The sequence below is a fragment of the Pantoea deleyi genome (genome assembly GCF_022647325.1).
GTDB lineage: Bacteria > Pseudomonadota > Gammaproteobacteria > Enterobacterales > Enterobacteriaceae > Pantoea > Pantoea deleyi.
The window spans coordinates 3112418-3134217 of sequence record NZ_CP071405.1 but is presented as its reverse complement, the minus strand read 5'-3'; the positions used below and the strand labels follow the sequence as shown (position 1 = coordinate 3134217).

Here is a 21800-nt window from a genome sequence, read left to right as displayed (position 1 = left end):
GAAAAAAGAGGTTGACTCTGAAGGAGGAAAGCGTAATATACGCCACCTCGCGACAGGACGCTAACGCACTGTTCGCACTGCTCTTTAACAATTTATCAGACAATCTGTGTGGGCACTCGCAGGATTGATATCAGCGTCTCCGGACGCAAAAAATATTAAGCCTCACGAGTGAACACATAATGAAATTCATTATGACGTTTTACAGATGAGCATCGCTGGACTTGTTCCGGCAAATCAAACTTTAAATTGAAGAGTTTGATCATGGCTCAGATTGAACGCTGGCGGCAGGCCTAACACATGCAAGTCGGACGGTAGCACAGAGAGCTTGCTCTCGGGTGACGAGTGGCGGACGGGTGAGTAATGTCTGGGGATCTGCCCGATAGAGGGGGATAACCACTGGAAACGGTGGCTAATACCGCATAACGTCGCAAGACCAAAGAGGGGGACCTTCGGGCCTCTCACTATCGGATGAACCCAGATGGGATTAGCTAGTAGGCGGGGTAATGGCCCACCTAGGCGACGATCCCTAGCTGGTCTGAGAGGATGACCAGCCACACTGGAACTGAGACACGGTCCAGACTCCTACGGGAGGCAGCAGTGGGGAATATTGCACAATGGGCGCAAGCCTGATGCAGCCATGCCGCGTGTATGAAGAAGGCCTTCGGGTTGTAAAGTACTTTCAGCGGGGAGGAAGGCGGTGCGGTTAATAACCGCGCCGATTGACGTTACCCGCAGAAGAAGCACCGGCTAACTCCGTGCCAGCAGCCGCGGTAATACGGAGGGTGCAAGCGTTAATCGGAATTACTGGGCGTAAAGCGCACGCAGGCGGTCTGTTAAGTCAGATGTGAAATCCCCGGGCTTAACCTGGGAACTGCATTTGAAACTGGCAGGCTTGAGTCTCGTAGAGGGGGGTAGAATTCCAGGTGTAGCGGTGAAATGCGTAGAGATCTGGAGGAATACCGGTGGCGAAGGCGGCCCCCTGGACGAAGACTGACGCTCAGGTGCGAAAGCGTGGGGAGCAAACAGGATTAGATACCCTGGTAGTCCACGCCGTAAACGATGTCGACTTGGAGGTTGTTCCCTTGAGGAGTGGCTTCCGGAGCTAACGCGTTAAGTCGACCGCCTGGGGAGTACGGCCGCAAGGTTAAAACTCAAATGAATTGACGGGGGCCCGCACAAGCGGTGGAGCATGTGGTTTAATTCGATGCAACGCGAAGAACCTTACCTACTCTTGACATCCAGCGAACGGGGCAGAGATGCCCCGGTGCCTTCGGGAACGCTGAGACAGGTGCTGCATGGCTGTCGTCAGCTCGTGTTGTGAAATGTTGGGTTAAGTCCCGCAACGAGCGCAACCCTTATCCTTTGTTGCCAGCGATTCGGTCGGGAACTCAAAGGAGACTGCCGGTGATAAACCGGAGGAAGGTGGGGATGACGTCAAGTCATCATGGCCCTTACGAGTAGGGCTACACACGTGCTACAATGGCGCATACAAAGAGAAGCGACCTCGCGAGAGCAAGCGGACCTCACAAAGTGCGTCGTAGTCCGGATCGGAGTCTGCAACTCGACTCCGTGAAGTCGGAATCGCTAGTAATCGTGGATCAGAATGCCACGGTGAATACGTTCCCGGGCCTTGTACACACCGCCCGTCACACCATGGGAGTGGGTTGCAAAAGAAGTAGGTAGCTTAACCTTCGGGAGGGCGCTTACCACTTTGTGATTCATGACTGGGGTGAAGTCGTAACAAGGTAACCGTAGGGGAACCTGCGGTTGGATCACCTCCTTACCTTAAGATACCTTCCCGCGCAGTGCTCACACAGATTGTCTGATAAAAAGTAATGAGCAGGACGGCTGCGAAGTCGTGACACTATCGTGTCCCCTTCGTCTAGCGGTTAGGACTCCGCCCTTTCACGGCGGCAACAGGGGTTCGAATCCCCTAGGGGACGCCACCTGCTTGGTGACAGGTGAAAGGTGTCTCCACAGTATCTCAAAACCGGTTCGGCTGCGTAAGCGGCGGAGACGCGTTTGAGATATTTGCTCTTTAACAATCCGGAACAAGCTGAAAATTGAAACGACGTAGCGCGTCATCCCTCCGTAATAAGGGATGGCAGAGCGATACGGTCGGGTCTCTCAATGCTTGCAGTCCGCAGCGTGAAAACGCCTGTGGGTTGTGAGGTTAAGCGACTAAGCGTACACGGTGGATGCCCAGGCAGTCAGAGGCGATGAAGGACGTGCTAATCTGCGTAAAGCGACGGTAAGGTGATATGAACCGCTACAGCCGTCGATGTCCGAATGGGGAAACCCGGTGCACTCTGTGCATCATTGCAGCATGAATACATAGTGCTGCAAGGCGAACCGGGGGAACTGAAACATCTAAGTACCCCGAGGAAAAGAAATCAACCGAGATTCCCCCAGTAGCGGCGAGCGAACGGGGAGCAGCCCAGAGCCTGAATCAGCCTGTGTGTTAGTGGAAGCGTCTGGAAAGTCGCAGGGTACAGGGTGATACTCCCGTACACAAAAACACACGGTCTGTGAGCTCGATGAGTAAGGCGGGACACGTGGTATCCTGTCTGAATATGGGGGGACCATCCTCCAAGGCTAAATACTCCTGACTGACCGATAGTGAACCAGTACCGTGAGGGAAAGGCGAAAAGAACCCCGGCGAGGGGAGTGAAACAGAACCTGAAACCGTGTACGTACAAGCAGTGGGAGCCTCTTTTATGGGGTGACTGCGTACCTTTTGTATAATGGGTCAGCGACTTATATTCTGTAGCAAGGTTAACCGTATAGGGGAGCCGCAGGGAAACCGAGTCTTAACTGGGCGTTAAGTTGCAGGGTATAGACCCGAAACCCGGTGATCTAGCCATGGGCAGGTTGAAGGTTGGGTAACACTAACTGGAGGACCGAACCGACTAATGTTGAAAAATTAGCGGATGACCTGTGGCTGGGGGTGAAAGGCCAATCAAACCGGGAGATAGCTGGTTCTCCCCGAAAGCTATTTAGGTAGCGCCTCGTGAACTCATCTCCGGGGGTAGAGCACTGTTTCGGCTAGGGGGCCATCCCGGCTTACCAACCCGATGCAAACTGCGAATACCGGAGAATGTTATCACGGGAGACACACGGCGGGTGCTAACGTCCGTCGTGAAGAGGGAAACAACCCAGACCGCCAGCTAAGGTCCCAAAGTCATGGTTAAGTGGGAAACGATGTGGGAAGGCACAGACAGCCAGGATGTTGGCTTAGAAGCAGCCATCATTTAAAGAAAGCGTAATAGCTCACTGGTCGAGTCGGCCTGCGCGGAAGATGTAACGGGGCTAAACCATGCACCGAAGCTGCGGCAGCGGCGCGTATGCGTTGCTGGGTAGGGGAGCGTTCTGTAAGCCGTCGAAGGTGTGCTGTGAGGCATGCTGGAGGTATCAGAAGTGCGAATGCTGACATAAGTAACGATAAAGCGGGTGAAAAGCCCGCTCGCCGGAAGACCAAGGGTTCCTGTTCAACGTTAATCGGAGCAGGGTGAGTCGACCCCTAAGGCGAGGCCGAAAGGCGTAGTCGATGGGAAACAGGTTAATATTCCTGTACTCGGTGTTACTGCGAAGGGGGGACGGAGAAGGCTATATCAGCCGGGCGACGGTTGTCCCGGTTTAAGCGTGTAGGCGGAGGGTCCAGGTAAATCCGGACTCTTTTAACGCTGAGGCGTGACGACGAGGCACTACGGTGCTGAAGTGATAAATGCCCTGCTTCCAGGAAAAGCCTCTAAGCATCAGGTAACACAGAATCGTACCCCAAACCGACACAGGTGGTCAGGTAGAGAATACCAAGGCGCTTGAGAGAACTCGGGTGAAGGAACTAGGCAAAATGGTGCCGTAACTTCGGGAGAAGGCACGCTGGCGCGTAGGTGAAGGGACTTGCTCCCGGAGCTGAAGCCAGTCGAAGATACCAGCTGGCTGCAACTGTTTATTAAAAACACAGCACTGTGCAAACACGAAAGTGGACGTATACGGTGTGACGCCTGCCCGGTGCCGGAAGGTTAATTGATGGGGTTATCCGTAAGGAGAAGCTCTTGATCGAAGCCCCGGTAAACGGCGGCCGTAACTATAACGGTCCTAAGGTAGCGAAATTCCTTGTCGGGTAAGTTCCGACCTGCACGAATGGCGTAATGATGGCCAGGCTGTCTCCACCCGAGACTCAGTGAAATTGAACTCGCTGTGAAGATGCAGTGTACCCGCGGCAAGACGGAAAGACCCCGTGAACCTTTACTACAGCTTGACACTGAACATTGAGCCTTGATGTGTAGGATAGGTGGGAGGCTTTGAAGCGCGGACGCCAGTCTGCGTGGAGCCATCCTTGAAATACCACCCTTTAATGTTTGATGTTCTAACGTGGCCCCGTAATCCGGGGTGCGGACAGTGTCTGGTGGGTAGTTTGACTGGGGCGGTCTCCTCCTAAAGAGTAACGGAGGAGCACGAAGGTCAGCTAATCACGGTCGGACATCGTGAGGTTAGTGCAATGGCATAAGCTGGCTTGACTGCGAGAGTGACGGCTCGAGCAGGTGCGAAAGCAGGTCATAGTGATCCGGTGGTTCTGAATGGAAGGGCCATCGCTCAACGGATAAAAGGTACTCCGGGGATAACAGGCTGATACCGCCCAAGAGTTCATATCGACGGCGGTGTTTGGCACCTCGATGTCGGCTCATCACATCCTGGGGCTGAAGTAGGTCCCAAGGGTACGGCTGTTCGCCGTTTAAAGTGGTACGCGAGCTGGGTTTAGAACGTCGTGAGACAGTTCGGTCCCTATCTGCCGTGGGCGCTGGAGAATTGAGGGGGGTTGCTCCTAGTACGAGAGGACCGGAGTGAACGCACCACTGGTGTTCGGGTTGTCATGCCAATGGCACTGCCCGGTAGCTAAGTGCGGAAAAGATAAGTGCTGAAAGCATCTAAGCACGAAACTTGCCCCGAGATGAGTTCTCCCTGACTCCTTGAGAGTCCTGAAGGGACGTTGAAGACGACGACGTTGATAGGCCGGGTGTGTAAGCGCAGCGATGCGTTGAGCTAACCGGTACTAATGACCCGTGAGGCTTAACCTTACAACGCCAGAGGCGTTTTTGAGAGACAATTTTCAGCCTGAACCGGATAATCTGCGCGGCCCCAGGGCGGCGCGGAAGACAGAATCTGCCTGGCGGCTTTAGCGCGGTGGTCCCACCTGACCCCATGCCGAACTCAGAAGTGAAACGCCGTAGCGCCGATGGTAGTGTGGGGCCTCCCCATGCGAGAGTAGGGAACTGCCAGGCATCAAACACGTTCCTTTTTCCTCTGACAGGGAAAAACAGAAGGAACAGACAGGCATCAGCGAGGCGCTGATGGCTGTGAAAGAACCGGTGGAGCGGTAGTTCAGTTGGTTAGAATACCTGCCTGTCACGCAGGGGGTCGCGGGTTCGAGCCCCGTCCGTTCCGCCACTTAATTGGAAAGCCCTGACTTAACGGTCAGGGCTTTTTCCATTGGATCGCATTCTGCCCGGGAGTGTCGTTCTGACAGAATCCTGCCCCGACCCGCGCAGTAGTGGCCGGATCGCCTGAGGCTCAACGCCCGCGCGATCCGTTCGTTCGTTCAGCACTGTCTGCCCGCAGACACTGTGAAGATCATCGATCTCAGCTGCGCCACGGCTGCTCTGCCGTCCACTCACTGACAAAGTCGATAAAGGCGCGTACACGCTGGCTCACGCCGGTATCGCTGTAGTAAACCGCATTAAACGGCATCTCGACCGGCAGACGCTGATCGGCCAGTACCTCCACCAGTTTCCCTTCTGCAATCTCACGATCGATCATATAGTCCGACAGGCAGGCAAGACCATTGCCGGTCAGGCAGAGTTGCTTAATCGTCTCTCCGCTGTTTGAGGAGATAACCCAGTTTATGTCGCAGAGTTCGCCATTCGCGCGGCTGACCGGCCAGCGATTCAGGCGCGGCGAGTCATCGAAGCCCAGACAGGCGTGATTATCCAGATCCGTCACCTGCTGCGGTGTGCCATGCTCACGCAGATAAGCGGGCGAAGCCACGATCCTGCGAAAACTGTTAAACAGCAGGCGGGCACGCAGGGTAGAGTCGGTCAGATTACCGGCACGGATCGCGACATCCACTTTCCGCTCGATCAGATTGATGAAACTCTCTGAGGAGATCAGCGAAAGAGTGATACCGGGATAGCGCTGTCGGAAGGGTTTAATCATCGGCATCAGCAGGTGGAGAATGACCGGTGTGGCGGCATCCACGCGCAGCAATCCTTTCGGCTCCTGCAGACTTTCGATGAGATCGTTCTCTGCCGTCGTCATCTCCTGCAAAAAACGCTGAACGTGACGGAAATAGCGCTCGCCTTCCTGCGTCAGCGCCAGCTGCCGCGTCGTACGGGTCAGCAGGGCGATACCCAGCTTGTTCTCCAGCTTTTTAATGGCTCTGCTGACGGCTGAGTTAGCCATCTGCAGTTGCTCCGCCGCCCGGCTGAAACTCCCGCTTTCGACTACGCTGACAAACACCTGTAGTTCGTCAGAAGATGCCTTCATTCTTCCTCCCTGTCATGGCCCGTTGATGTCCGATAATGCGATCCTGACCAGTATAGATGTTTGCAGGGATGAGCCGCCCGGACTTGCCCCGATTTGCTTAACAACCTTAATGAGGTGGTTTTATGCTGGAAAAGGGTGATGAATTCTGACATTCACCTGCATCCATTGAAACGCCGGTCTAAAATCCCTATAACAGACAGGTGTTAACTGTAATCTGAATCATCAGCCAGGCGGGAAAGTGCGCAAAAAAACTTATGCAATGCGATATGTAGCAGGACAACCAGTGGAACAGATCTTTCCACCTGGCGCGATGCTCCATCTCGGTCAGGCACTGCCTCCCGGCGCGCCATTGCCTGCGCATCCCACTCTCAAAGTTCTGGTATGGAATATCTTCAAGCAGCAGCGTGCAGACTGGATGTCGGTTCTGGAGGGGTTCGGTAAAGATGCTCACCTGGTGTTACTGCAGGAAGCCCAGACCACACCTGAACTGGTGCAGTTTGCGACCACCAATTATCTGGCTGCCGATCAGGTACCCGCCTTTGTGCTGCCTCAGCATCCCTCTGGGGTGATGACGCTGGCCTCAGCCCATCCGGTCTACTGTTGTCCGTTACGCGAGCGTGAGCCGCTGCTGAGGCTCGCTAAGTCGGCCCTGGTAACGGCTTATCCTCTGCCAGCCGGTGAAATGCTGATGGTGGTTAACATCCACGCAGTCAATTTCAGTCTGGGTGTGGACGTCTACAGTAAGCAGCTGGGGCCGATCGGCGAACAGATTATGCATCACCAGGGGCCGGTAATTATGGCCGGCGATTTCAACGCCTGGAGCCGTCAGCGCATCAACGCCCTCTACCGGTTTGCCCAGCGAATGAAGCTGGAAGAGGTGATGTTTACAGCCGATCACCGACGTAAAGCCTTTGGCCGCCCGCTGGACTTCGTGTTCTATCGCGATCTCAGCGTCAGTGAGGCTTCTGTGCTGGTGACGCGCGCTTCCGACCATAACCCGTTACTGGTGGAGTTCAGTTCAGGACGCTAGTACGGCACAGGCCATCTTTCTGCCAGAAAGGGGAAGGGGAGTCGGTGAGGATTGCGGAATTAAAAAAAAGGCTGACATTTGTCAGCCTTTTCAACGTATCAGGTATCTGGCGTTGCGTTATTATTCACAAACAGCGTGAGGTTATCGCCGGGTTGAATATCTTTCGCACTGTCGAGCACACTGTTCCAGCGCATCACGTCTTTGATATTGACGCCGTGATGACGGGCAATACTGTCAAGAGAATCACCCTTACGAACACGGTAGGTGATGCTGTTGCCGTTATCAGCCAGTCGGGTGCCGTTCGAACCAATGGTCAGCGTCTGACCCGGTCGGATATCAGCACCGCGCAGGTTGTTCTCCTGCTTCAGTGTAGAGACACTCACGCCCAGTTTTGAGGCGATGCCCGAAAGCGTATCACCCCGTCGCACCTTGTACCCGCCGCCTGCACTGGCTTTTGCCAGCTGGGTCGGCTGTACCGCTGCGATGTCACCGGAGGCCAGTGAGTTGCGCAGTTTCGCGACATTCGACTTCGGCACCATGATGTAGTGCGGGCCGTTTGGCGCGGTTGCACCGCCTTTATAGCCGGTATTGAAGCTCTTCAGTTTTGTGAGCGACATACCTGCCATCTCGGCAGCCTGCGTCAACTGTATCTGCTGACCCACTTCCACACGTGCCAGTGCACGGCTTTCGTTAGGTGTCGGCAGTTTGATACCGTAACGCTTGTTGTTTTTCAGCAGTTCACTCAGCGCTAACATTTTAGGGACATACACAGTCGTTTCGCGTGGCAGCGACAGATGCCAGAAGTCAGTCGGCTTACCGCGCGCCTTATTCTGCTTAATCGCTTTGAGTACCCGTCCCTCACCACTGTTGTACGCTGCGATGGTTAATAACCAGTCACCGTCAAACATGGTGTTGAGACGCTGCATCATATCCAGCGCAACTTTTGTGGATGCCACCACATCACGTCGCCCATCGTAATACTGATTCTGTTTGAGACCATAGTTCCGACCCGTTGCAGCAACGATTTGCCAGATGCCAGCGGCATTGGCAGATGAGGTTGCCCGGGGGTCAAAAGCGCTCTCCACTATGGGTAGCAGTACCAGTTCCATCGGCATTTTACGTTTCTGTATCTGCTCGACTATCCAGTACATGTACGGCTCTGCCCGTAATGTTACATCGTGGAGATAGCTCTTATTTTTTAAAAATTTACTTTTTTGTTCGCGGATTGCCGGGTTTTCCGGAATCCCCATCTTCAACTCGTCACTAATGAAACTCCAGAGATCTGCGTCTGCTGCGAGGCCAGTTCCATCTTCCTGCCATCGCGGCGACAAAAACTCATCTCCGTACTTTCCATTTTCACCTTGACCAGCTGAAGACAGGCTCTGTGCATGCTGTTCGGGGATATTGGCATCGTTCCTGGACGCCTGACATCCCACCAGCAAGACTGAGGCGAGTAAGATCGCTTTAGCCTTCATGTGTGTGTCAATAGTTCGCTTAAAAGACGAGCAACTATACGTGACGCCTTTTCACAACACAACCCGAAAAATCAAAAAGCGTCTTTCTTCTCGCGTAGAACGGCAAATGTCTGCCATACAGGTACATCAGTCACGTTAACGTTTAATGCTCTTTGTAAATCAACATCTTGCGTGCGGAGAAATAAATTAATTGACCGTTCGTGCGCCAGTTTTGTTGGCAGACTAATGCCATTTTCAGCGCGTAAGTCCTTAATTTTCTGATATTCGGCCATTATCTGCGGGTCATGGGGCAGAATGGCCGCAGAAAACTTCAGGTTAGATAAAGTATATTCATGCGCGCAGCAGACTAATGTCTCACCAGGAAGCTGATTAAGCTTTTGAAAAGAATCATACATCTGCCTGGCGGTGCCCTCAAAAAGACGGCCGCAGCCGCCGGAAAAGAGCGTGTCGCCACAGAAAAGATAAGGCTGACTGTAATATGAGATATGTCCTAAAGTGTGCCCGGGGGTATGGATGACGTCGAAGGTGAGGCCCAGTACGCTGACCTTATCGCCTTCGCTGACCACCGTCGTGGTCCCTTTTTCCGCCGTCTCCTGAGGGCCGTACACCTCCAGCTGAGGGAAATGTTCGCGCAGGGTTTTGACGCCGCCCGTGTGATCGTTGTGGTGGTGGGTCAGCAGGATCGCCACCGGCTGCCAGCCATTGGACGCCATTTTTTCTAACACCGGCTGCGCTTCGCCAGGGTCTACAATCAGGCACTTACCTTCATCGTCAGTCAGTGTCCAGATGTAGTTGTCCTGCAACGCAGGAATACTGTTAAGATTCATCATCACCTCTCGCAGGTCGCAGGAAAAGGAAGAGCGTAAAGCATGAAGCCCGCTAAATCACGCCAGGTTCTGAACGCACCGCTGTCGTGGCGCGATATGCCGTGGGGAGATTATTTCCGCGATGCGCTGACGCAGCAGCTTCAGCCTTACCTCGGAAAGCTTTATGGCTTTCATATGCTTAAGCTTGGCAACCTCAGCGCAGAAATCAATACGGAAAATTGTGCTATTTCACATCAGGTAAATGTGGGCCGGGAGGGCGAACTGCTTCAGGTGCGCGCCGACCCGATGCAACTGCCGTTCGAGTCGAAGTCGATCGACGCCTGTCTGATGGCGCATACCCTTGCCTGGAGTCAGGATCCGCATCGGGTGCTACGGGAAGTTGACCGGGTACTGATTGACGATGGCTGGATGATCATCAGCGGTTTTAATCCCTTCAGCCTGCTCGGCGTGAGTAAGATGGTGCCGGGATTAGCGCGTAAAGCGCCCTGGAGCGGGCGGATGTTCAGTCAGATGCGGTTGCTCGACTGGCTGGGGCTGCTGAACTATGAGGTGGTCTACCGCACCCGGTTTCAGGTACTGCCCTGGCATCGGCAGGGCGGGAAAGTCATCAGCGCCCACTTACCGGCGCTGGGCTGTCTGAACATTGTGGTGGCCCGTAAGCGTACCTTCCCGCTGCTGCCGACCCGGACAAAGAAGAGCCTCAGCACCAGCAAAATCCGTCAGACGGTCAATGCCACGCGCCAGTTCCGGCAGGCGGACGATCAGGATTCGGTTTTGTAACCGATATCGTCAAAGGCGGGATGTTCTGCCGCGCTGCGGGCCAGGACGTCGCAGCGCTCATTCTCCGGATGACCGGCGTGGCCTTTGACCCACTCCCACTGAATCTTATGCGTGCTGAGTGCGGCGTCGAGACGCTGCCAGAGGTCGACATTCTTCACCGGCTTTTTGTCGGCCGTTTTCCAGCCGCGTTTTTTCCAGTTGTGGATCCAGCTGGTGATCCCCTGACGCACATACTGACTGTCGGTGCTGAGCACCACGTCGCACGGCTGGGTGAGCGCCTCAAGCGAGACGATGGCCGCCATCAGCTCCATCCGGTTATTGGTCGTGAGACGATAGCCCGCGCTGAAGGTTTTTTCATGCTGGCCGTAGCGTAAAATCGCCCCATAACCGCCGGGGCCGGGATTCCCCAGGCAGGATCCATCGGTGAATATTTCTACCTGTTTGCGCATCTCTGGTAGACTTCCTTCTGACAAAAACGCCAAGTCTGACATAAAACGGGTCTTATGAGCACTGCAAATAACCGCCAGATCGTTCTCGATACTGAAACCACCGGCATGAACATGATCGGGGCACATTATGAGGGGCATCGCATCATCGAGATTGGTGCGGTGGAGGTGATCAACCGTCGCCTGACCGGTAACAATTTCCACATGTACCTCAAGCCCGATCGGCTGGTGGATCCGGAAGCTTTTGGCGTTCACGGTATTGCAGATGAGTTCCTGGCTGACAAGCCCGCCTTCAGCGAAATTGCGGATGAGTTCCTGGACTATATCCGGGGCGCGGAACTTGTGATCCACAACGCGCCGTTTGATATCGGCTTTATGGACTATGAGTTTTCAAAGCTGAACCGCGGCATAGAGAAAACCGAAGCCTTTTGTAAGATCACTGACAGCCTCGCCCTGGCGCGTCGCATGTTCCCCGGCAAGCGTAACAGCCTCGATGCGCTCTGCTCACGCTACGAGATAGATAACAGCAAGCGTACCCTGCACGGCGCACTGCTCGATGCCGAGATTCTGGCGGAAGTCTTCCTGACCATGACCGGCGGGCAGACGTCGCTCTCCTTCCTGTCAGAAAGTGAAAGCGCCCGTCAGGCGCAGGGTGAAAGCATCCAGCGCATCGTGCGCCCGGCCTCTGCACTGCGGGTGGTGACGGCCAGCGACGAAGAGGTGGTTGCCCATGAGTCCCGTCTGGATCTGGTGATGAAAAAGGGCGGCAGCTGCCTGTGGCGGGGCTGAACCCTGTGATTTTGCGGATAAAAACAGCGACAAGTTGAAAAAAACAGCAAACGATTTATTCGCCAGGAAAAAGCGTTGACGCCGTACCAGCCTGCTATTACTATGCGCCTCGTTCTCGACGGGGAACAAAGCGCGGAGCGGTAGTTCAGTTGGTTAGAATACCTGCCTGTCACGCAGGGGGTCGCGGGTTCGAGCCCCGTCCGTTCCGCCAATCTTTTAAAAAAGCCGATTCAGAAATGAATCGGCTTTTTGCTGTCTGCTATTCCACGGCAGCCTGTTTCTTCGGCGTCATGCCTTCATGATGCCAGCGCGCGTCATCTCCCGCCTCACGCTCTTCACGGGCGATAAAGCGATAACAGCCTGCGGCCAGGGCGGCACCGATAAACCAGCTGAAGTTTGCCACCTCATGCAGGGAAGGAATAAAGCTGATCACCAGGCAGATCGCCACCGACGGCAGCAGCGCGGCAATCGCTTTGGGATTGAAGCCACCGCGATACCAGTAGCGGCCCGACGGCGTGTCGTTAAACAGATCGTCGACCGAGATACGTCCACGTTTAATCAGATAGAAGTCGGTCAGCAGGATCCCGAACAGCGGCCCGATAAAGGAGCCCAGCACGTCGAGGGTATAGTGGATCAGCTCGGGTGACTGGAAGAGGTTCCACGGCGTCAGCAGCACCGATCCTACCGCGGCGATCATGCCACCAGTGCGGAAGCTGATTTTCTGCGGTGAACAGTTGGAGAAGTCAAACGCGGGCGAGACAAAGTTCGCCACGATATTGATGCCGATGGTGGCGGTAATCATGGTCAGTAATCCAATCGCCACGGCCAGATCGTTGCCGACCATGCTGACCGTTTCGATCGGATCGGTAATCATCTTGCCAAACAGCGACTGCGTGCCGGAGACGATCACTACCGTCACGACCGAGAAGAGCAGGAAGTTAAACGGCAGGCCCCAGCGGTTACCGCGCCGGATCTCTGACATGTTTTTACCGTAGCGTGAAAAGTCACCGAAGTTCAGCAGCGGCCCGGAGAAGTAGGAGACGACCAGCGCCGTCGCCGTGATCATCTGCCACGTCTGTTCACCCGGTGACAGTGATTTGCTGGCGAGGGTAAAGGAGATCCCATCAAAACCGGTCTGGTATACAATCCAGCCCGCCAGCGCCACCATCACCACATAGACCGCTGGTCCGGCCACGTCGATAAACCGTTTAATGGCGTTCATGCCGTGCCAGAACACCATCGCCTGCAGCAACCACATGACCCCGAAACAGCACCAGCCCAGCAGCGACAGCCCCAGCCAGTGCGGCTCCGTCATTGTGTTCAGCGACGGCGCGAACTTCAGCAGCACCAGCATCAGCGCATTCGCCGCCAGATAGGTCTGGATGCCATACCAGGCAAACGCAATTAATCCGCGGATCACCGCCGGGATGTTCGCGCCAAACACGCCAAATGCCTGACGACAGATTACCGCATAGGGCACGCCTGCCATCTGGCTCGGTTTCGCCACCAGGTTGGCACAGATCTGCACAATGCAGATCCCGGCCAGCAGGCAGAGCAGCACCTGCCAGCTGGCGAGGCCCAGCGTAAAGAAGCTGGCGGCCACCACATAGCCGCCCATGCTGTGCACGTCCGACATCCAGAAGGAGAAAATGTTGTACCACGACCAGTTCTGATCGCGCGTGGGGGCCAGGTCCTCGTTACAGAGCCGTGGGCTGTAACGGGTACTGGTTTCAGAGGCCGTGCTGGCCACCGTGGAATGTTCTGGCATAAAACCTGCTCCTCTACCCGAGAGTGAAATGAATAATCTGGTAAAGGGGTATTGCAGGATTCAGGCCAGATTGCTTTTCCTGTATACAATATTTTCTTTTCGCGTATACGATAGGCGACAGACAGAGAGCGACCGGAGCATGTAATGACGAATAAAACAGGCCAGCATGACGCGGCCAGGCTGCAGGATAAAGATGAAAGGATTTACCAGGCGCTGATGACCGCCATCGTTGAGCACCAGCTGCCGCCGGGCAGCAAGCTGCCGGAAGAGGCCCTTTCCGGCGTCTTTGGCGTCAGCCGCACCGGCATCCGCAAAGTGTTGCAACGCCTCGCGGCGGTGCAGATGGTGACCCTGACGCCCAAACGTGGTGCGCAGGTCGCGACGCCGGGCGTCGACGAGGCACGGGAGATCTTCACCACCCGCAGCCTGATCGAGTGCGGCAATCTGCCCGCCGTGCTGGCGCATCTTCAGCCGCCGCATCTGGTGGCGCTGGAGCAGCTCATCGCGCAGGAGAATCAGGCGCACGCCAGTCATGATGGCCCGGCCGCCATCCGGCTTTCGGCGGCGTTTCATATTCAGTTGCAGGCGATCTCCGGCAATCAGGTGCTGACCGGCATGGTCACCAGCCTGACGCAGCGCTCATCGCTGGTGATTGCCGCGTATGGCGCGCCCTGGCAGCGGGGCTGTCGCTGCGACGACCACGCCACGCTGCTGCAACGGCTGCGTGCGCGTGCGCTCGAGCCGCTGACTGAGGCGCTGCAGCACCATTTTGACCACATCGTTTCCAGCCTGCATTTTGAGCGCAGCGGCGAAACCCTTCCCGATTTTTCCCGGCTGTTTGCCGCAGACTTCGGAGCGGCCTCATGAGCATCATTCAGGTCATCAACCCCAACACCAGCCTGGCGATGACCGAAACCATCGGTCAGGCCGCACGGGCCGTCGCCGCGCCGGGTACGGAGATTCTGGCCGTTTCACCCTCGCAGGGCGTCCCCTCCATTGAAGGACATTTCGACGAGGCGATCGCCGCCATCGGCGTGCTGGAGCAGGTTAAGCTGGGCAGGGCGCAGGGCGTCAGTGGCCACGTCATCGCCTGCTTCGGCGATCCGGGATTGCTGGCGGCGCGCGAGCTGGCCAGCGGCCCGGTGATTGGCATTGCGGAAGCGGCGATGCACACCGCCACGCTGCTGGCGACCCGGTTCTCTATCGTCACCACGCTGCCGCGCACCCTGATCATCGCGCGTCATCTGTTACAGCAGTATGGTTTTATCCATCATTGTGCCGCACTGCATGCGATCGATTTACCGGTGCTGGCGCTGGAGGATGGCAGCGGTCTGGCTCAGGAGAAAGTGCGGCAGCGTTGTATACAGGCGAAACGTGAAGATGGCAGCGGCGCGATCGTGCTGGGCTGCGGCGGCATGGCGACGCTGGCGGCTTCGCTGACCCGGGAACTTGATATGCCGGTGATCGATGGCGTCAGTGCGGCGGTGAAAATGGTGGAGTCGCTGGTGGCGCTGGGCTTTGGCACCAGCAAACAGGGCGATCTGGCCTGGCCTTTGCAGAAACCTCTCTCAGGTGCCTTTGAGCATCTAAACTAACGGAACGTTCAGACTTAAGACAGGAAGCGAGTGATGACTGACGCTGCAGAGAAGAAAGAGTACAGTTTTAACAAAAACTATCCGCGCGATTTAATCGGTTATGGTGCTCATCCACCGCACGCCGCCTGGCCAGGCAACGCCCGCGTGGCGGTGCAGTTTGTCCTGAACTACGAAGAGGGCGCTGAAAACAGCGTACTGCACGGCGACGCCGGTTCAGAGCAATTCCTCTCCGACATCATCGGCGCCGCCAGCTATAGCGATCGGCACATGTCGATGGAGTCGCTGTATGAGTATGGATCCCGCGCCGGATTCTGGCGCATCCACAACGAGTTTCAGACGCGCGGCCTGCCGCTGACGGTGTTTGGCGTCGCGATGGCGCTGGCGCGTCATCCGGAGATCGTGGAGGCGATTAAGCAGGCCGATTACGATGTGGTCAGCCACGGCTGGCGCTGGATCCACTATCAGGGCATGGATGCAAAAACCGAACGTCAGCACATGCAGCAGGCGGTCGATGTGCTGGTGGATCTCTTTGGCAAAGCGCCCACCGGCTGGTACACCGGACGCGACAGCCCGAATACCCGTCGTCTGGTGGTGGAGCAGGGGGGCTTCAGCTATGACAGCGATTACTACGGCGACGATCTGCCTTTCTGGACGCAGGTCACCTGTCAGGATGGCACGGTGAAACCACACCTGATCATCCCCTACACCCTGGAGTGCAACGACATGCGCTTTGCCACGCCGCAGGGCTTTAACACGGCCGACCAGTTCTTCACCTATCTGCGTGACAGTTTCGATGTGCTCTATGAAGAGGGGAAAACCGCGCCGAAGATGATGTCGATCGGCATGCACTGCCGCCTGCTGGGGCGACCGGGCAAATTCCGTGCGCTGCAGAAGTTTCTCGATCACATCCAGCAGCACGACGATGTCTGGATTTGTACCCGCCAGCAGATCGCCGATCACTGGATCGCGACACACCCGGCGCCCTGACGCGGCGATGACGCCCGGCCCTTTGCGGGGTCAGGCGTCAGAAGGCTCAGCTCATCAGGCTGACCTGCGCAGCCACGATGCACCAGCCGTGCGGCATCCGCACCCAGGTCTGCTGCTGGCGGCCCGTTTTCTCGCTGCCGTCGCGGGTAAATTCGGTGCTGCAGACCGCATAATCCTCGCCAAAGGTGGTGATGACGGTATTTCGCAGCGTCCGGTTCAGCCCGGCTGACGGGCGCGCGGCGCGGAACGCGCGGATCTCATCAATGCCATACAGGTTTTCACCCGCCCCCAGTCGCACGGTGCGCGCGTCATGCCAGAACAGCGCATCCAGTTCAGCAACATCATTACTGACCAGCGCCTGCTCGTAGCGATAAAACTGCGCCGTCACCTCGTTCACCACCTGCGGTAAATTAATCTCTCTGTTCATCAGGCTCCAGCCATCGTGATTTGCGGCAGGGTGATACCGCGTTGTTCCAGTGTCCAGGCAGCACGTAAAACCGCCTCTTCATCAAAAGGTCGGCCGATAAGCTGTAAGCCAATCGGCAGGCCACTCCGGGTCGCCAGCGGCACGGTACAGACCGGCAGACCCAGGAAGGAGATCGGCTGCGTCAGCATGCCCATACTCGCTTTAGCCGGCAGCGACTCGCCCTGAATCGACAGCGTCTGCTGACCGATCGCGATCGCGCTGCAGGGCGTCGCCGGGGCGATCAGCACATCGAAATGGTCGAACAGCGGTAACACCTGCTGCCGGAAATGGCGACGGAAACGCTGCGCCTGCACATACCAGGCTCCTGGCATCATCGCACCGGCCAGCAGACGCTCGCGTGAGTTCGGTTCAAACTGCTCAGGCACCTGGCGCAGGGCGGGCAGATAGTGATTGCCGCCCTCTGCGGCGGTCATGATAAACGCCGCCGAGCGTGCCAGCTCCGCCTCCGGCATCAGGACCTCTTCATGCGCGTTCAGCGCGGCCGCACCCGCCGCGACGGCGGCGCGGGCATCCTCATCGCACCAGCGGGCAAAAAAGCCGCCGAGCACGCCGCAGCGTAAGCCTTCGCTGCCCTGAGCCAGCGAAGGCAGCGTGGCGGCCTGCGGATGATTCGCCTGAAACGCATCAGCGGGATCGGCACCCTGCAACTGGTCATAGACCAGCGCGAGGTCATCCACCCGGCGGGCCAGAGGGCCGATATGGTCCAGGCTGGCGACAAAAGGATGGCTGCCGCTGCGCGAGAGGCGGCCAAAGGTGGGCTTAAGGCCAAAAATGCCGCACAGCGACGCGGGCACCCGAATCGAGCCGTTGGTGTCGGTGCCCAGCGAAAAATGCACCAGCCCGGCGGCCACGGCGGCCGCGGAGCCACCGGACGAGCCGCCCGCCACGCGGCTGAGATCGCGGGGATTGCGCGTCGCACCATAGTGGCTGTTCTCGGTGGTAAAGCCGTAGGCATAGGCATCCATATTCAGCATGCCCGACAGCAGTGCGCCTGCGTCCCGCAGTTTCCCGACAGCAAAGGCATCCGCCTGCGCGGCCGGGCGATCGCGGAACAGGCTGGCCCCGGCCAGCGTGCTGTGCCCCGCCACGTCAAACAGGTTTTTCACGGCATAGGGGATGCCCGCTAGCGGCGGCAGGGGCTCACCACGCTGCCGCTGTGCATCCACGGCGCGGGCTTCCTGCAGCATGCGCGGCCCGGTGACCGCCGTCCAGGCGTTCAGCGCCGGATTGTGCTGCTCAATCGCCTGCAGCGTCAGCTGCGCCACCTCATGCGCACTGATCTCACCCTGGCGGATCGCCCGCTGCAGGGTCTGAATCGAAACGTCACTTAGATTCATGCCTGATAGACTCCTGCCACTTCCAGCCGGTCATCCAGCGGAAACGCCATCAGCGGCGCCGCCATCTCCGCAATGCGCGCAAGCTGGGTCAGCAGCTCGGCGCGCCGGGCCTCATCCAGTTCCAGCTGCAGTATCTGCTCCATATGGCCGATATAGCTGGCCCAGTCGTGTTGATTCATGATTCGCTCCTGTTAAAAACCGGCGGCGCTGCCGTTACTGCGCGGATCGCTGGCGCCTTCGAACATGCCGTTGCTGTGCCGCACGATGGCACCTGCATGGCCCACGGATTCGCTGAAGTCCGGCAGCAGTTCCACCTCGTGTCCCCACTGGCGCAGCCGCGAGACCGTTTCAGCGTCAAAGCGACCTTCCAGTTTCAGCGAGTCGGACGACTGTCCCCAGGTGCGGCCCAGCAGCCAGCGCGGCGCACTCACCGCCTGCTGAAGCGGCAGGCCCTGAATGACATGGCGGGTAAAGATCGCCGCCTGGGTCTGCGGCTGCCCGTCACCGCCCATCGCGCCGTAGACCAGCGTACGGCCATCTTTCAGGCGGGCGGCGGCGGGGTTCAGGGTATGAAACGGCTGCTTACCGGGCGCCAGCGCCAGCAGATGATCCGGGTCGAGGCTGAACGCCGCCCCGCGATTCTGCCAGGTGATCCCGGTGCCGGGCAGCACGACACCGCTGCCAAATTCGTGATAGATGCTCTGAATGAATGAGACTGCCAGACCGCTGCTGTCCATAACGCCCATCCAGACGGTATCGCCCGGACCGCGTCCCTGGCCCCAGGCAGCGGCTTCCCCATCCGCAATCTGGCTGGCCAGCGTGGCAAGGTGGTCGCTGTCCAGCAGCGCCTGCAGATCTTCTTTGACGTGACGCGGATCTGTGATGTGCTGATCGCGCAGCGCAAAGGCTTTTTTGGTGGCCTCCACGATGCGGTGCACCGTCTGCGCGTCATCCGCGCCGGCCATCTCCAGACGATCGGTGATGCCGAGGATCGCCAGCGACACCATGCCCTGGGTGGGCGGGGTGATATTCCAGATGTCGCCTTCGCTGTGACTGAGATGCAGCGGCGTTGTGCGGCGGGCACGATGCTGCTGAAGGTCCGCCAGCGTAACGGGCATACCCAGCGTGGCCATCTCATCGGCCATATGGTGCGCCAGCGCGCCGCGATAGAAGCTGTCGAGCCCCTGTTCGCTCAGCAGACTCAGCGTCTGCGCCAGGGCGGGCTGGGTGAAACGGCTGCCCGGCGGCGGGACGTGGCCGTCGGGCATAAATGTCGCGCTGAAGCCGGGCTGATGCTGCAGCTCATGACAGAATGTGGTGGTCGCGGCGGTCTGCGACGCCGTGACCGGAATACCGTCGGCGGCGTAGCGGATGGCATCCCGCAGCAGGCGCGCCAGCGGCAGCATCGGGCTGCCCATCTCTTCAGAGATCGCCAGCGCCTCCTGCCAGCCACTGACCGTACCGGCGACGGTCAGCGCCGCCTTCGGCCCGCGATGGGGGATCGTCGGGTGATCCGCATAGAAGTCACAGTGGGCCAGCGCACCGGCTGCGCCGCTGGCGTCGATAGCCACCGGCTCGCCATTGGGCGGCAGAATCAGCCAGAAGCCGTCGCCGCCCAGTCCGTTCATATGCGGATAGACCACGGCGATGGTCGCCGCCGCCGCCACCATCGCCTCAATGGCGTTGCCGCCATCACGCAGCACCGCCAGCGCACTTTCACTCGCCAGATGGTGCGGCGTCACCGCCATCCCCTGCGGGGCCATATTGCTCTGAATCATCGTTCACTCGTTCTTCGGGTAACAGAATCTCTGATGAAGCAAGAGCTGTTCCAGTTTTCATCCCGGACAGAGATTGCGGCGGTTAACCTGGCGTAAATTGTGCTAGCTTCTGCTGAAACAAAAGTTACAGGACGGGTTATGAAACAGCTTGATGAACGACTCAGAAGTCACTATCCCCAGCTTTCGCCGCAGGAGCAGCGTATTGCCGACTTCGTTTTTGACCACTTCGACGATCTGATCAGCTACAACAGCGCCGAGCTGGCGCGGCTCAGCGGCGTGTCGAAAGCCACGGTCAGTCGGCTGTTTAAGCGTCTGGGCTATGAAAAATATAAGGATATGCGTGATGAGCTGCGCATCCTGCGTCAGAGCGGCATGCCGCTGACCGATAACCGCGATGCCGTGCAGGGCAACACGCTGCTGGCGCGCCACTACAAGCAGGAGATGGCCAACCTGACGCAGTGGGTCAACAGTCTGGATGCCCGCCAGTTCAGTGAGGTGGTCGGGCAGATGGCGCAGGCGAAGCGCGTCTTTATCATCGGCATGCGCAACGCCTATCCGGTAGCGCTGCACCTGCGTCAGCAGCTGGTGCAGGCGCGTTCCCAGGTGCATATCCTGCCGCAGCCGGGCCAGACGCTGGCTGAGGAGCTGGTGGATATCACCCCGGAAGATATGGTGGTGGTGATGGCGTTTCGTCGTCGTCCCCGCATTATCCGGCCGCTGATGCAGCAGCTTCAGGCCGCTGCGGTGCCGGTGCTGGTGCTGTGTGAGCCGCAGGCGCAGACGGTGATGGCGCTGGCGCGCTGGCAGCTCTGTACGCCGCTGGACAGCGTCTCCGCCTTTGACAGCTACAGCGCCGCCATGAGCCTGGTCAACCTGCTGGCAAACGCGCTGCTGCATGAAACCCTGGCCCAGGGACGTCAGCGTATTCATCAGATCGCGGATCTTTATCAGCAGTTTGACGAGCTGGAGCACCGTTAACAGGCACCCTTTTGGTGCTTTGCCCCATTTCAGTACATCCCCGCACCGGCGTAACTGCCCCGGTTACGCCCGCTTTCCACCCTGAGCCGCCGCGTTTATCGTTTTTTTTCGTGTCAGCCGGGTTGGCACATTAGTTGCAGATTTCAGTTCAAAGAATCTTTTGTTTCACGTTAATCTCACCGGGGTGCATAATGAAAAAAGTTTTGATGGCGGTTGCCGCAGCGGCATTACTGATGGCTCAGGCGGGAAGCGCACTGGCCGATCAACTGCAGGATATTCAGAAGCGCGGGGTCATCCGCGTTGCCGTGCCGCAGGATTTCCCGCCGTTTGGTTCGGTCGGGACCGATCTGCAGCCGCAGGGGTATGACATCGATATGGCGAAATACCTGGCAAAGCAGATGAAACTTAAGTTGCAGCTGGTGCCGGTCAGCAGTGCCAACCGCGTGCCTTACCTGCAGACCGACAAGGTCGATCTGGTGATCTCCAGCATGGGCAAAAACGCCGAGCGGGAAAAAGTGATCGACTTTACCCGCGCCTATGCGCCGTTCTTCCTGGGCGTATTCGGGCCGAAAGGCGATGAAATCAAGGCGGCGTCGGCCCTGAGCGGCAAGTCGATCGGCGTCACGCGCGGGGCGGTCGAGGATATGGTGCTGAGCGACGTGGCGCCAAAAGATGCACAGGTGAAACGTTACGAAGATAACAACACCACGCTCTCTGCGTATCTCTCCGGTCAGGTGCAGTATGTGGCCACCGGCAACCTCGTGGTCGCCGCGATTGCGCGTCAGAATCCGGCCAAAGCGCCCGTCGCGCAGTTTATGCTGAAAGATTCACCCTGCTTTATCGGCCTGAAGAAAGATCAGCCTGCGCTGAAAGCGAAAGTAAACGAACTGATTGAGCAGGGCATTAAAGATGGCACCCTGAATAAACTCTCTGAAGAGTGGCTGAAAGCGCCGCTGCCCGCGAACCTCGGCGCCTGAGGA

The 21800-nt window shown here is 57.7% G+C and carries 17 protein-coding genes, 3 tRNA genes and 3 rRNA genes; 14 read left to right on the top strand and 9 right to left on the bottom strand.

Features of this window, described 5'->3' with window-relative positions; translation table 11 throughout:
• The first annotated feature begins 243 nt into the window (after window positions 1-243).
• From J1C59_RS14890 to J1C59_RS14870, 5 genes are all read left to right on the top strand, one after another.
• Window positions 244-1783, top strand: a 16S ribosomal RNA gene (locus tag J1C59_RS14890).
• An 88-nt stretch (window positions 1784-1871) separates the two neighbouring features.
• Window positions 1872-1946 (top strand) — tRNA-Glu (locus J1C59_RS14885).
• A 225-nt stretch (window positions 1947-2171) separates the two neighbouring features.
• Window positions 2172-5078 (top strand): 23S ribosomal RNA (locus tag J1C59_RS14880).
• Between the two features lie 88 nt (window positions 5079-5166).
• Window positions 5167-5282, top strand: a 5S ribosomal RNA gene (rrf, locus tag J1C59_RS14875).
• The 16S, 23S and 5S rRNA genes sit together here with 2 tRNA genes alongside, the layout of an rRNA operon.
• Window positions 5283-5371: 89 nt before the next feature.
• Window positions 5372-5448: transfer RNA gene (locus tag J1C59_RS14870), tRNA-Asp, on the top strand.
• A 192-nt stretch (window positions 5449-5640) separates the two neighbouring features.
• Here J1C59_RS14870 and yafC read toward each other — a convergent pair.
• Window positions 5641-6543, bottom strand: a complete 903-nt coding sequence (gene yafC / locus J1C59_RS14865; RefSeq protein WP_128086384.1) for a DNA-binding transcriptional regulator YafC — start codon at window positions 6541-6543, stop codon at window positions 5641-5643.
• A 238-nt stretch (window positions 6544-6781) separates the two neighbouring features.
• Here yafC and J1C59_RS14860 point away from each other — a divergent pair, with 238 nt between their 5' ends.
• A complete protein-coding gene (locus tag J1C59_RS14860; RefSeq protein WP_111140117.1) occupies window positions 6782-7573 on the top strand; it encodes an endonuclease/exonuclease/phosphatase family protein in 792 nt (263 codons plus the stop codon).
• 98 nt (window positions 7574-7671) lie between these two features.
• Here the strand turns inward: J1C59_RS14860 and mltD are convergent, their stop codons facing one another.
• Window positions 7672-9048, bottom strand: a complete 1377-nt coding sequence (mltD, locus tag J1C59_RS14855) for a murein transglycosylase D (RefSeq protein ID WP_128086382.1) — start codon at window positions 9046-9048, stop codon at window positions 7672-7674.
• A gap of 71 nt (window positions 9049-9119) precedes the next feature.
• Window positions 9120-9875, bottom strand: coding sequence for a hydroxyacylglutathione hydrolase (gloB, locus tag J1C59_RS14850; protein WP_128086385.1), 756 nt, complete (start codon window positions 9873-9875; stop codon window positions 9120-9122).
• A gap of 42 nt (window positions 9876-9917) precedes the next feature.
• Between gloB and J1C59_RS14845 the strand changes: the two genes are divergently transcribed.
• Window positions 9918-10655 (top strand): class I SAM-dependent methyltransferase, encoded by a 738-nt coding sequence (locus J1C59_RS14845; protein ID WP_128086381.1) that lies wholly within the window; start codon window positions 9918-9920, stop codon window positions 10653-10655.
• On the opposite strand, the gene rnhA is transcribed toward J1C59_RS14845, so the two are convergent.
• Window positions 10637-11104 (bottom strand): ribonuclease HI, encoded by a 468-nt coding sequence (gene rnhA / locus J1C59_RS14840; protein ID WP_128086380.1) that lies wholly within the window; start codon window positions 11102-11104, stop codon window positions 10637-10639. The genes J1C59_RS14845 and rnhA overlap by 19 nt on opposite strands.
• Window positions 11105-11158: 54 nt before the next feature.
• On the opposite strand from rnhA, the gene dnaQ reads away from it, so the two are divergent.
• Both dnaQ and J1C59_RS14830 read left to right on the top strand, forming a co-directional pair.
• Window positions 11159-11890: a DNA polymerase III subunit epsilon gene (gene dnaQ, locus J1C59_RS14835; RefSeq protein WP_140917107.1), complete on the top strand. Its 732-nt coding sequence runs from the start codon at window positions 11159-11161 to the stop codon at window positions 11888-11890.
• 134 nt (window positions 11891-12024) lie between these two features.
• Window positions 12025-12101, top strand: a tRNA-Asp gene (locus tag J1C59_RS14830).
• A gap of 48 nt (window positions 12102-12149) precedes the next feature.
• Here the strand turns inward: J1C59_RS14830 and J1C59_RS14825 are convergent.
• Window positions 12150-13658, bottom strand: a complete 1509-nt coding sequence (locus J1C59_RS14825; RefSeq protein ID WP_128086379.1) for an NCS1 family nucleobase:cation symporter-1 — start codon at window positions 13656-13658, stop codon at window positions 12150-12152.
• 144 nt (window positions 13659-13802) lie between these two features.
• Between J1C59_RS14825 and J1C59_RS14820 the strand changes: the two genes are divergently transcribed.
• From J1C59_RS14820 to puuE, 3 genes are read left to right on the top strand one after another with little or no spacing between them, the layout of a single operon-like run.
• Window positions 13803-14525 carry a GntR family transcriptional regulator gene (locus tag J1C59_RS14820; RefSeq protein WP_128086378.1) on the top strand — a complete coding sequence of 241 codons (723 nt, stop codon included), beginning with the start codon at window positions 13803-13805 and terminating at the stop codon, window positions 14523-14525.
• Window positions 14522-15253, top strand: coding sequence for an allantoin racemase (hpxA, locus tag J1C59_RS14815; protein WP_128086377.1), 732 nt, complete (start codon window positions 14522-14524; stop codon window positions 15251-15253). The genes J1C59_RS14820 and hpxA overlap by 4 nt, the downstream gene beginning before the upstream one ends.
• Before the next feature lie 33 nt (window positions 15254-15286).
• On the top strand, window positions 15287-16240 hold the full coding sequence (gene puuE / locus J1C59_RS14810) for an allantoinase PuuE (RefSeq protein ID WP_111140125.1): 954 nt from the start codon (window positions 15287-15289) through the stop codon (window positions 16238-16240).
• Between the two features lie 46 nt (window positions 16241-16286).
• Here puuE and hpxZ read toward each other — a convergent pair whose 3' ends face one another.
• Genes hpxZ through J1C59_RS14790 form a run of 4 tightly spaced genes read right to left on the bottom strand, consistent with a single transcriptional unit; the run spans window position 16287 to window position 19842 of the window.
• The gene (gene hpxZ / locus J1C59_RS14805) at window positions 16287-16667 is read right to left on the bottom strand and encodes an oxalurate catabolism protein HpxZ (RefSeq protein WP_111140126.1); all 381 of its coding nucleotides are present in this window, start codon (window positions 16665-16667) and stop codon (window positions 16287-16289) included.
• Window positions 16667-18064, bottom strand: coding sequence for an AtzE family amidohydrolase (locus J1C59_RS14800; protein WP_140917108.1), 1398 nt, complete (start codon window positions 18062-18064; stop codon window positions 16667-16669). The genes hpxZ and J1C59_RS14800 overlap by 1 nt, the downstream gene beginning before the upstream one ends.
• Window positions 18061-18243 (bottom strand): oxalurate catabolism protein HpxX, encoded by a 183-nt coding sequence (hpxX, locus tag J1C59_RS14795; RefSeq protein ID WP_128086595.1) that lies wholly within the window; start codon window positions 18241-18243, stop codon window positions 18061-18063. Before hpxX ends, J1C59_RS14800 begins: the two co-directional genes overlap by 4 nt.
• Window positions 18244-18255: 12 nt before the next feature.
• Window positions 18256-19842 (bottom strand): gamma-glutamyltransferase family protein, encoded by a 1587-nt coding sequence (locus tag J1C59_RS14790; protein WP_128086596.1) that lies wholly within the window; start codon window positions 19840-19842, stop codon window positions 18256-18258.
• Between the two features lie 138 nt (window positions 19843-19980).
• On the opposite strand from J1C59_RS14790, the gene hpxU reads away from it, so the two are divergent.
• Window positions 19981-20820 carry a MurR/RpiR family transcriptional regulator HpxU gene (hpxU, locus tag J1C59_RS14785; protein WP_128086597.1) on the top strand — a complete coding sequence of 280 codons (840 nt, stop codon included), beginning with the start codon at window positions 19981-19983 and terminating at the stop codon, window positions 20818-20820.
• A 191-nt stretch (window positions 20821-21011) separates the two neighbouring features.
• Window positions 21012-21797 (top strand): transporter substrate-binding domain-containing protein, encoded by a 786-nt coding sequence (locus J1C59_RS14780; RefSeq protein WP_128086598.1) that lies wholly within the window; start codon window positions 21012-21014, stop codon window positions 21795-21797.
• Window positions 21798-21800: the final 3 nt, after the last annotated feature.

Excerpts from the sequence above, each read along its gene's own strand:
- yafC (WP_128086384.1), bottom strand. The coding sequence starts at position 6,543 with ATGAAGGCATCTTCTGACGAACTACAGGTGTTTGTCAGCGTAGTCGAA.
- mltD (WP_128086382.1), bottom strand. The coding sequence starts at position 9,048 with ATGAAGGCTAAAGCGATCTTACTCGCCTCAGTCTTGCTGGTGGGATGT.
- gloB (WP_128086385.1), bottom strand. The coding sequence starts at position 9,875 with ATGAATCTTAACAGTATTCCTGCGTTGCAGGACAACTACATCTGGACA.
- J1C59_RS14845 (WP_128086381.1), top strand. The coding sequence starts at position 9,918 with ATGAAGCCCGCTAAATCACGCCAGGTTCTGAACGCACCGCTGTCGTGG.
- rnhA (WP_128086380.1), bottom strand. The coding sequence starts at position 11,104 with ATGCGCAAACAGGTAGAAATATTCACCGATGGATCCTGCCTGGGGAAT.
- dnaQ (WP_140917107.1), top strand. The coding sequence starts at position 11,159 with ATGAGCACTGCAAATAACCGCCAGATCGTTCTCGATACTGAAACCACC.
- J1C59_RS14825 (WP_128086379.1), bottom strand. The coding sequence starts at position 13,658 with ATGCCAGAACATTCCACGGTGGCCAGCACGGCCTCTGAAACCAGTACC.
- J1C59_RS14820 (WP_128086378.1), top strand. The coding sequence starts at position 13,803 with ATGACGAATAAAACAGGCCAGCATGACGCGGCCAGGCTGCAGGATAAA.
- hpxA (WP_128086377.1), top strand. The coding sequence starts at position 14,522 with ATGAGCATCATTCAGGTCATCAACCCCAACACCAGCCTGGCGATGACC.
- puuE (WP_111140125.1), top strand. The coding sequence starts at position 15,287 with ATGACTGACGCTGCAGAGAAGAAAGAGTACAGTTTTAACAAAAACTAT.
- hpxZ (WP_111140126.1), bottom strand. The coding sequence starts at position 16,667 with ATGAACAGAGAGATTAATTTACCGCAGGTGGTGAACGAGGTGACGGCG.
- J1C59_RS14800 (WP_140917108.1), bottom strand. The coding sequence starts at position 18,064 with ATGAATCTAAGTGACGTTTCGATTCAGACCCTGCAGCGGGCGATCCGC.
- hpxX (WP_128086595.1), bottom strand. The coding sequence starts at position 18,243 with ATGAATCAACACGACTGGGCCAGCTATATCGGCCATATGGAGCAGATA.
- J1C59_RS14790 (WP_128086596.1), bottom strand. The coding sequence starts at position 19,842 with ATGATTCAGAGCAATATGGCCCCGCAGGGGATGGCGGTGACGCCGCAC.
- hpxU (WP_128086597.1), top strand. The coding sequence starts at position 19,981 with ATGAAACAGCTTGATGAACGACTCAGAAGTCACTATCCCCAGCTTTCG.
- J1C59_RS14780 (WP_128086598.1), top strand. The coding sequence starts at position 21,012 with ATGAAAAAAGTTTTGATGGCGGTTGCCGCAGCGGCATTACTGATGGCT.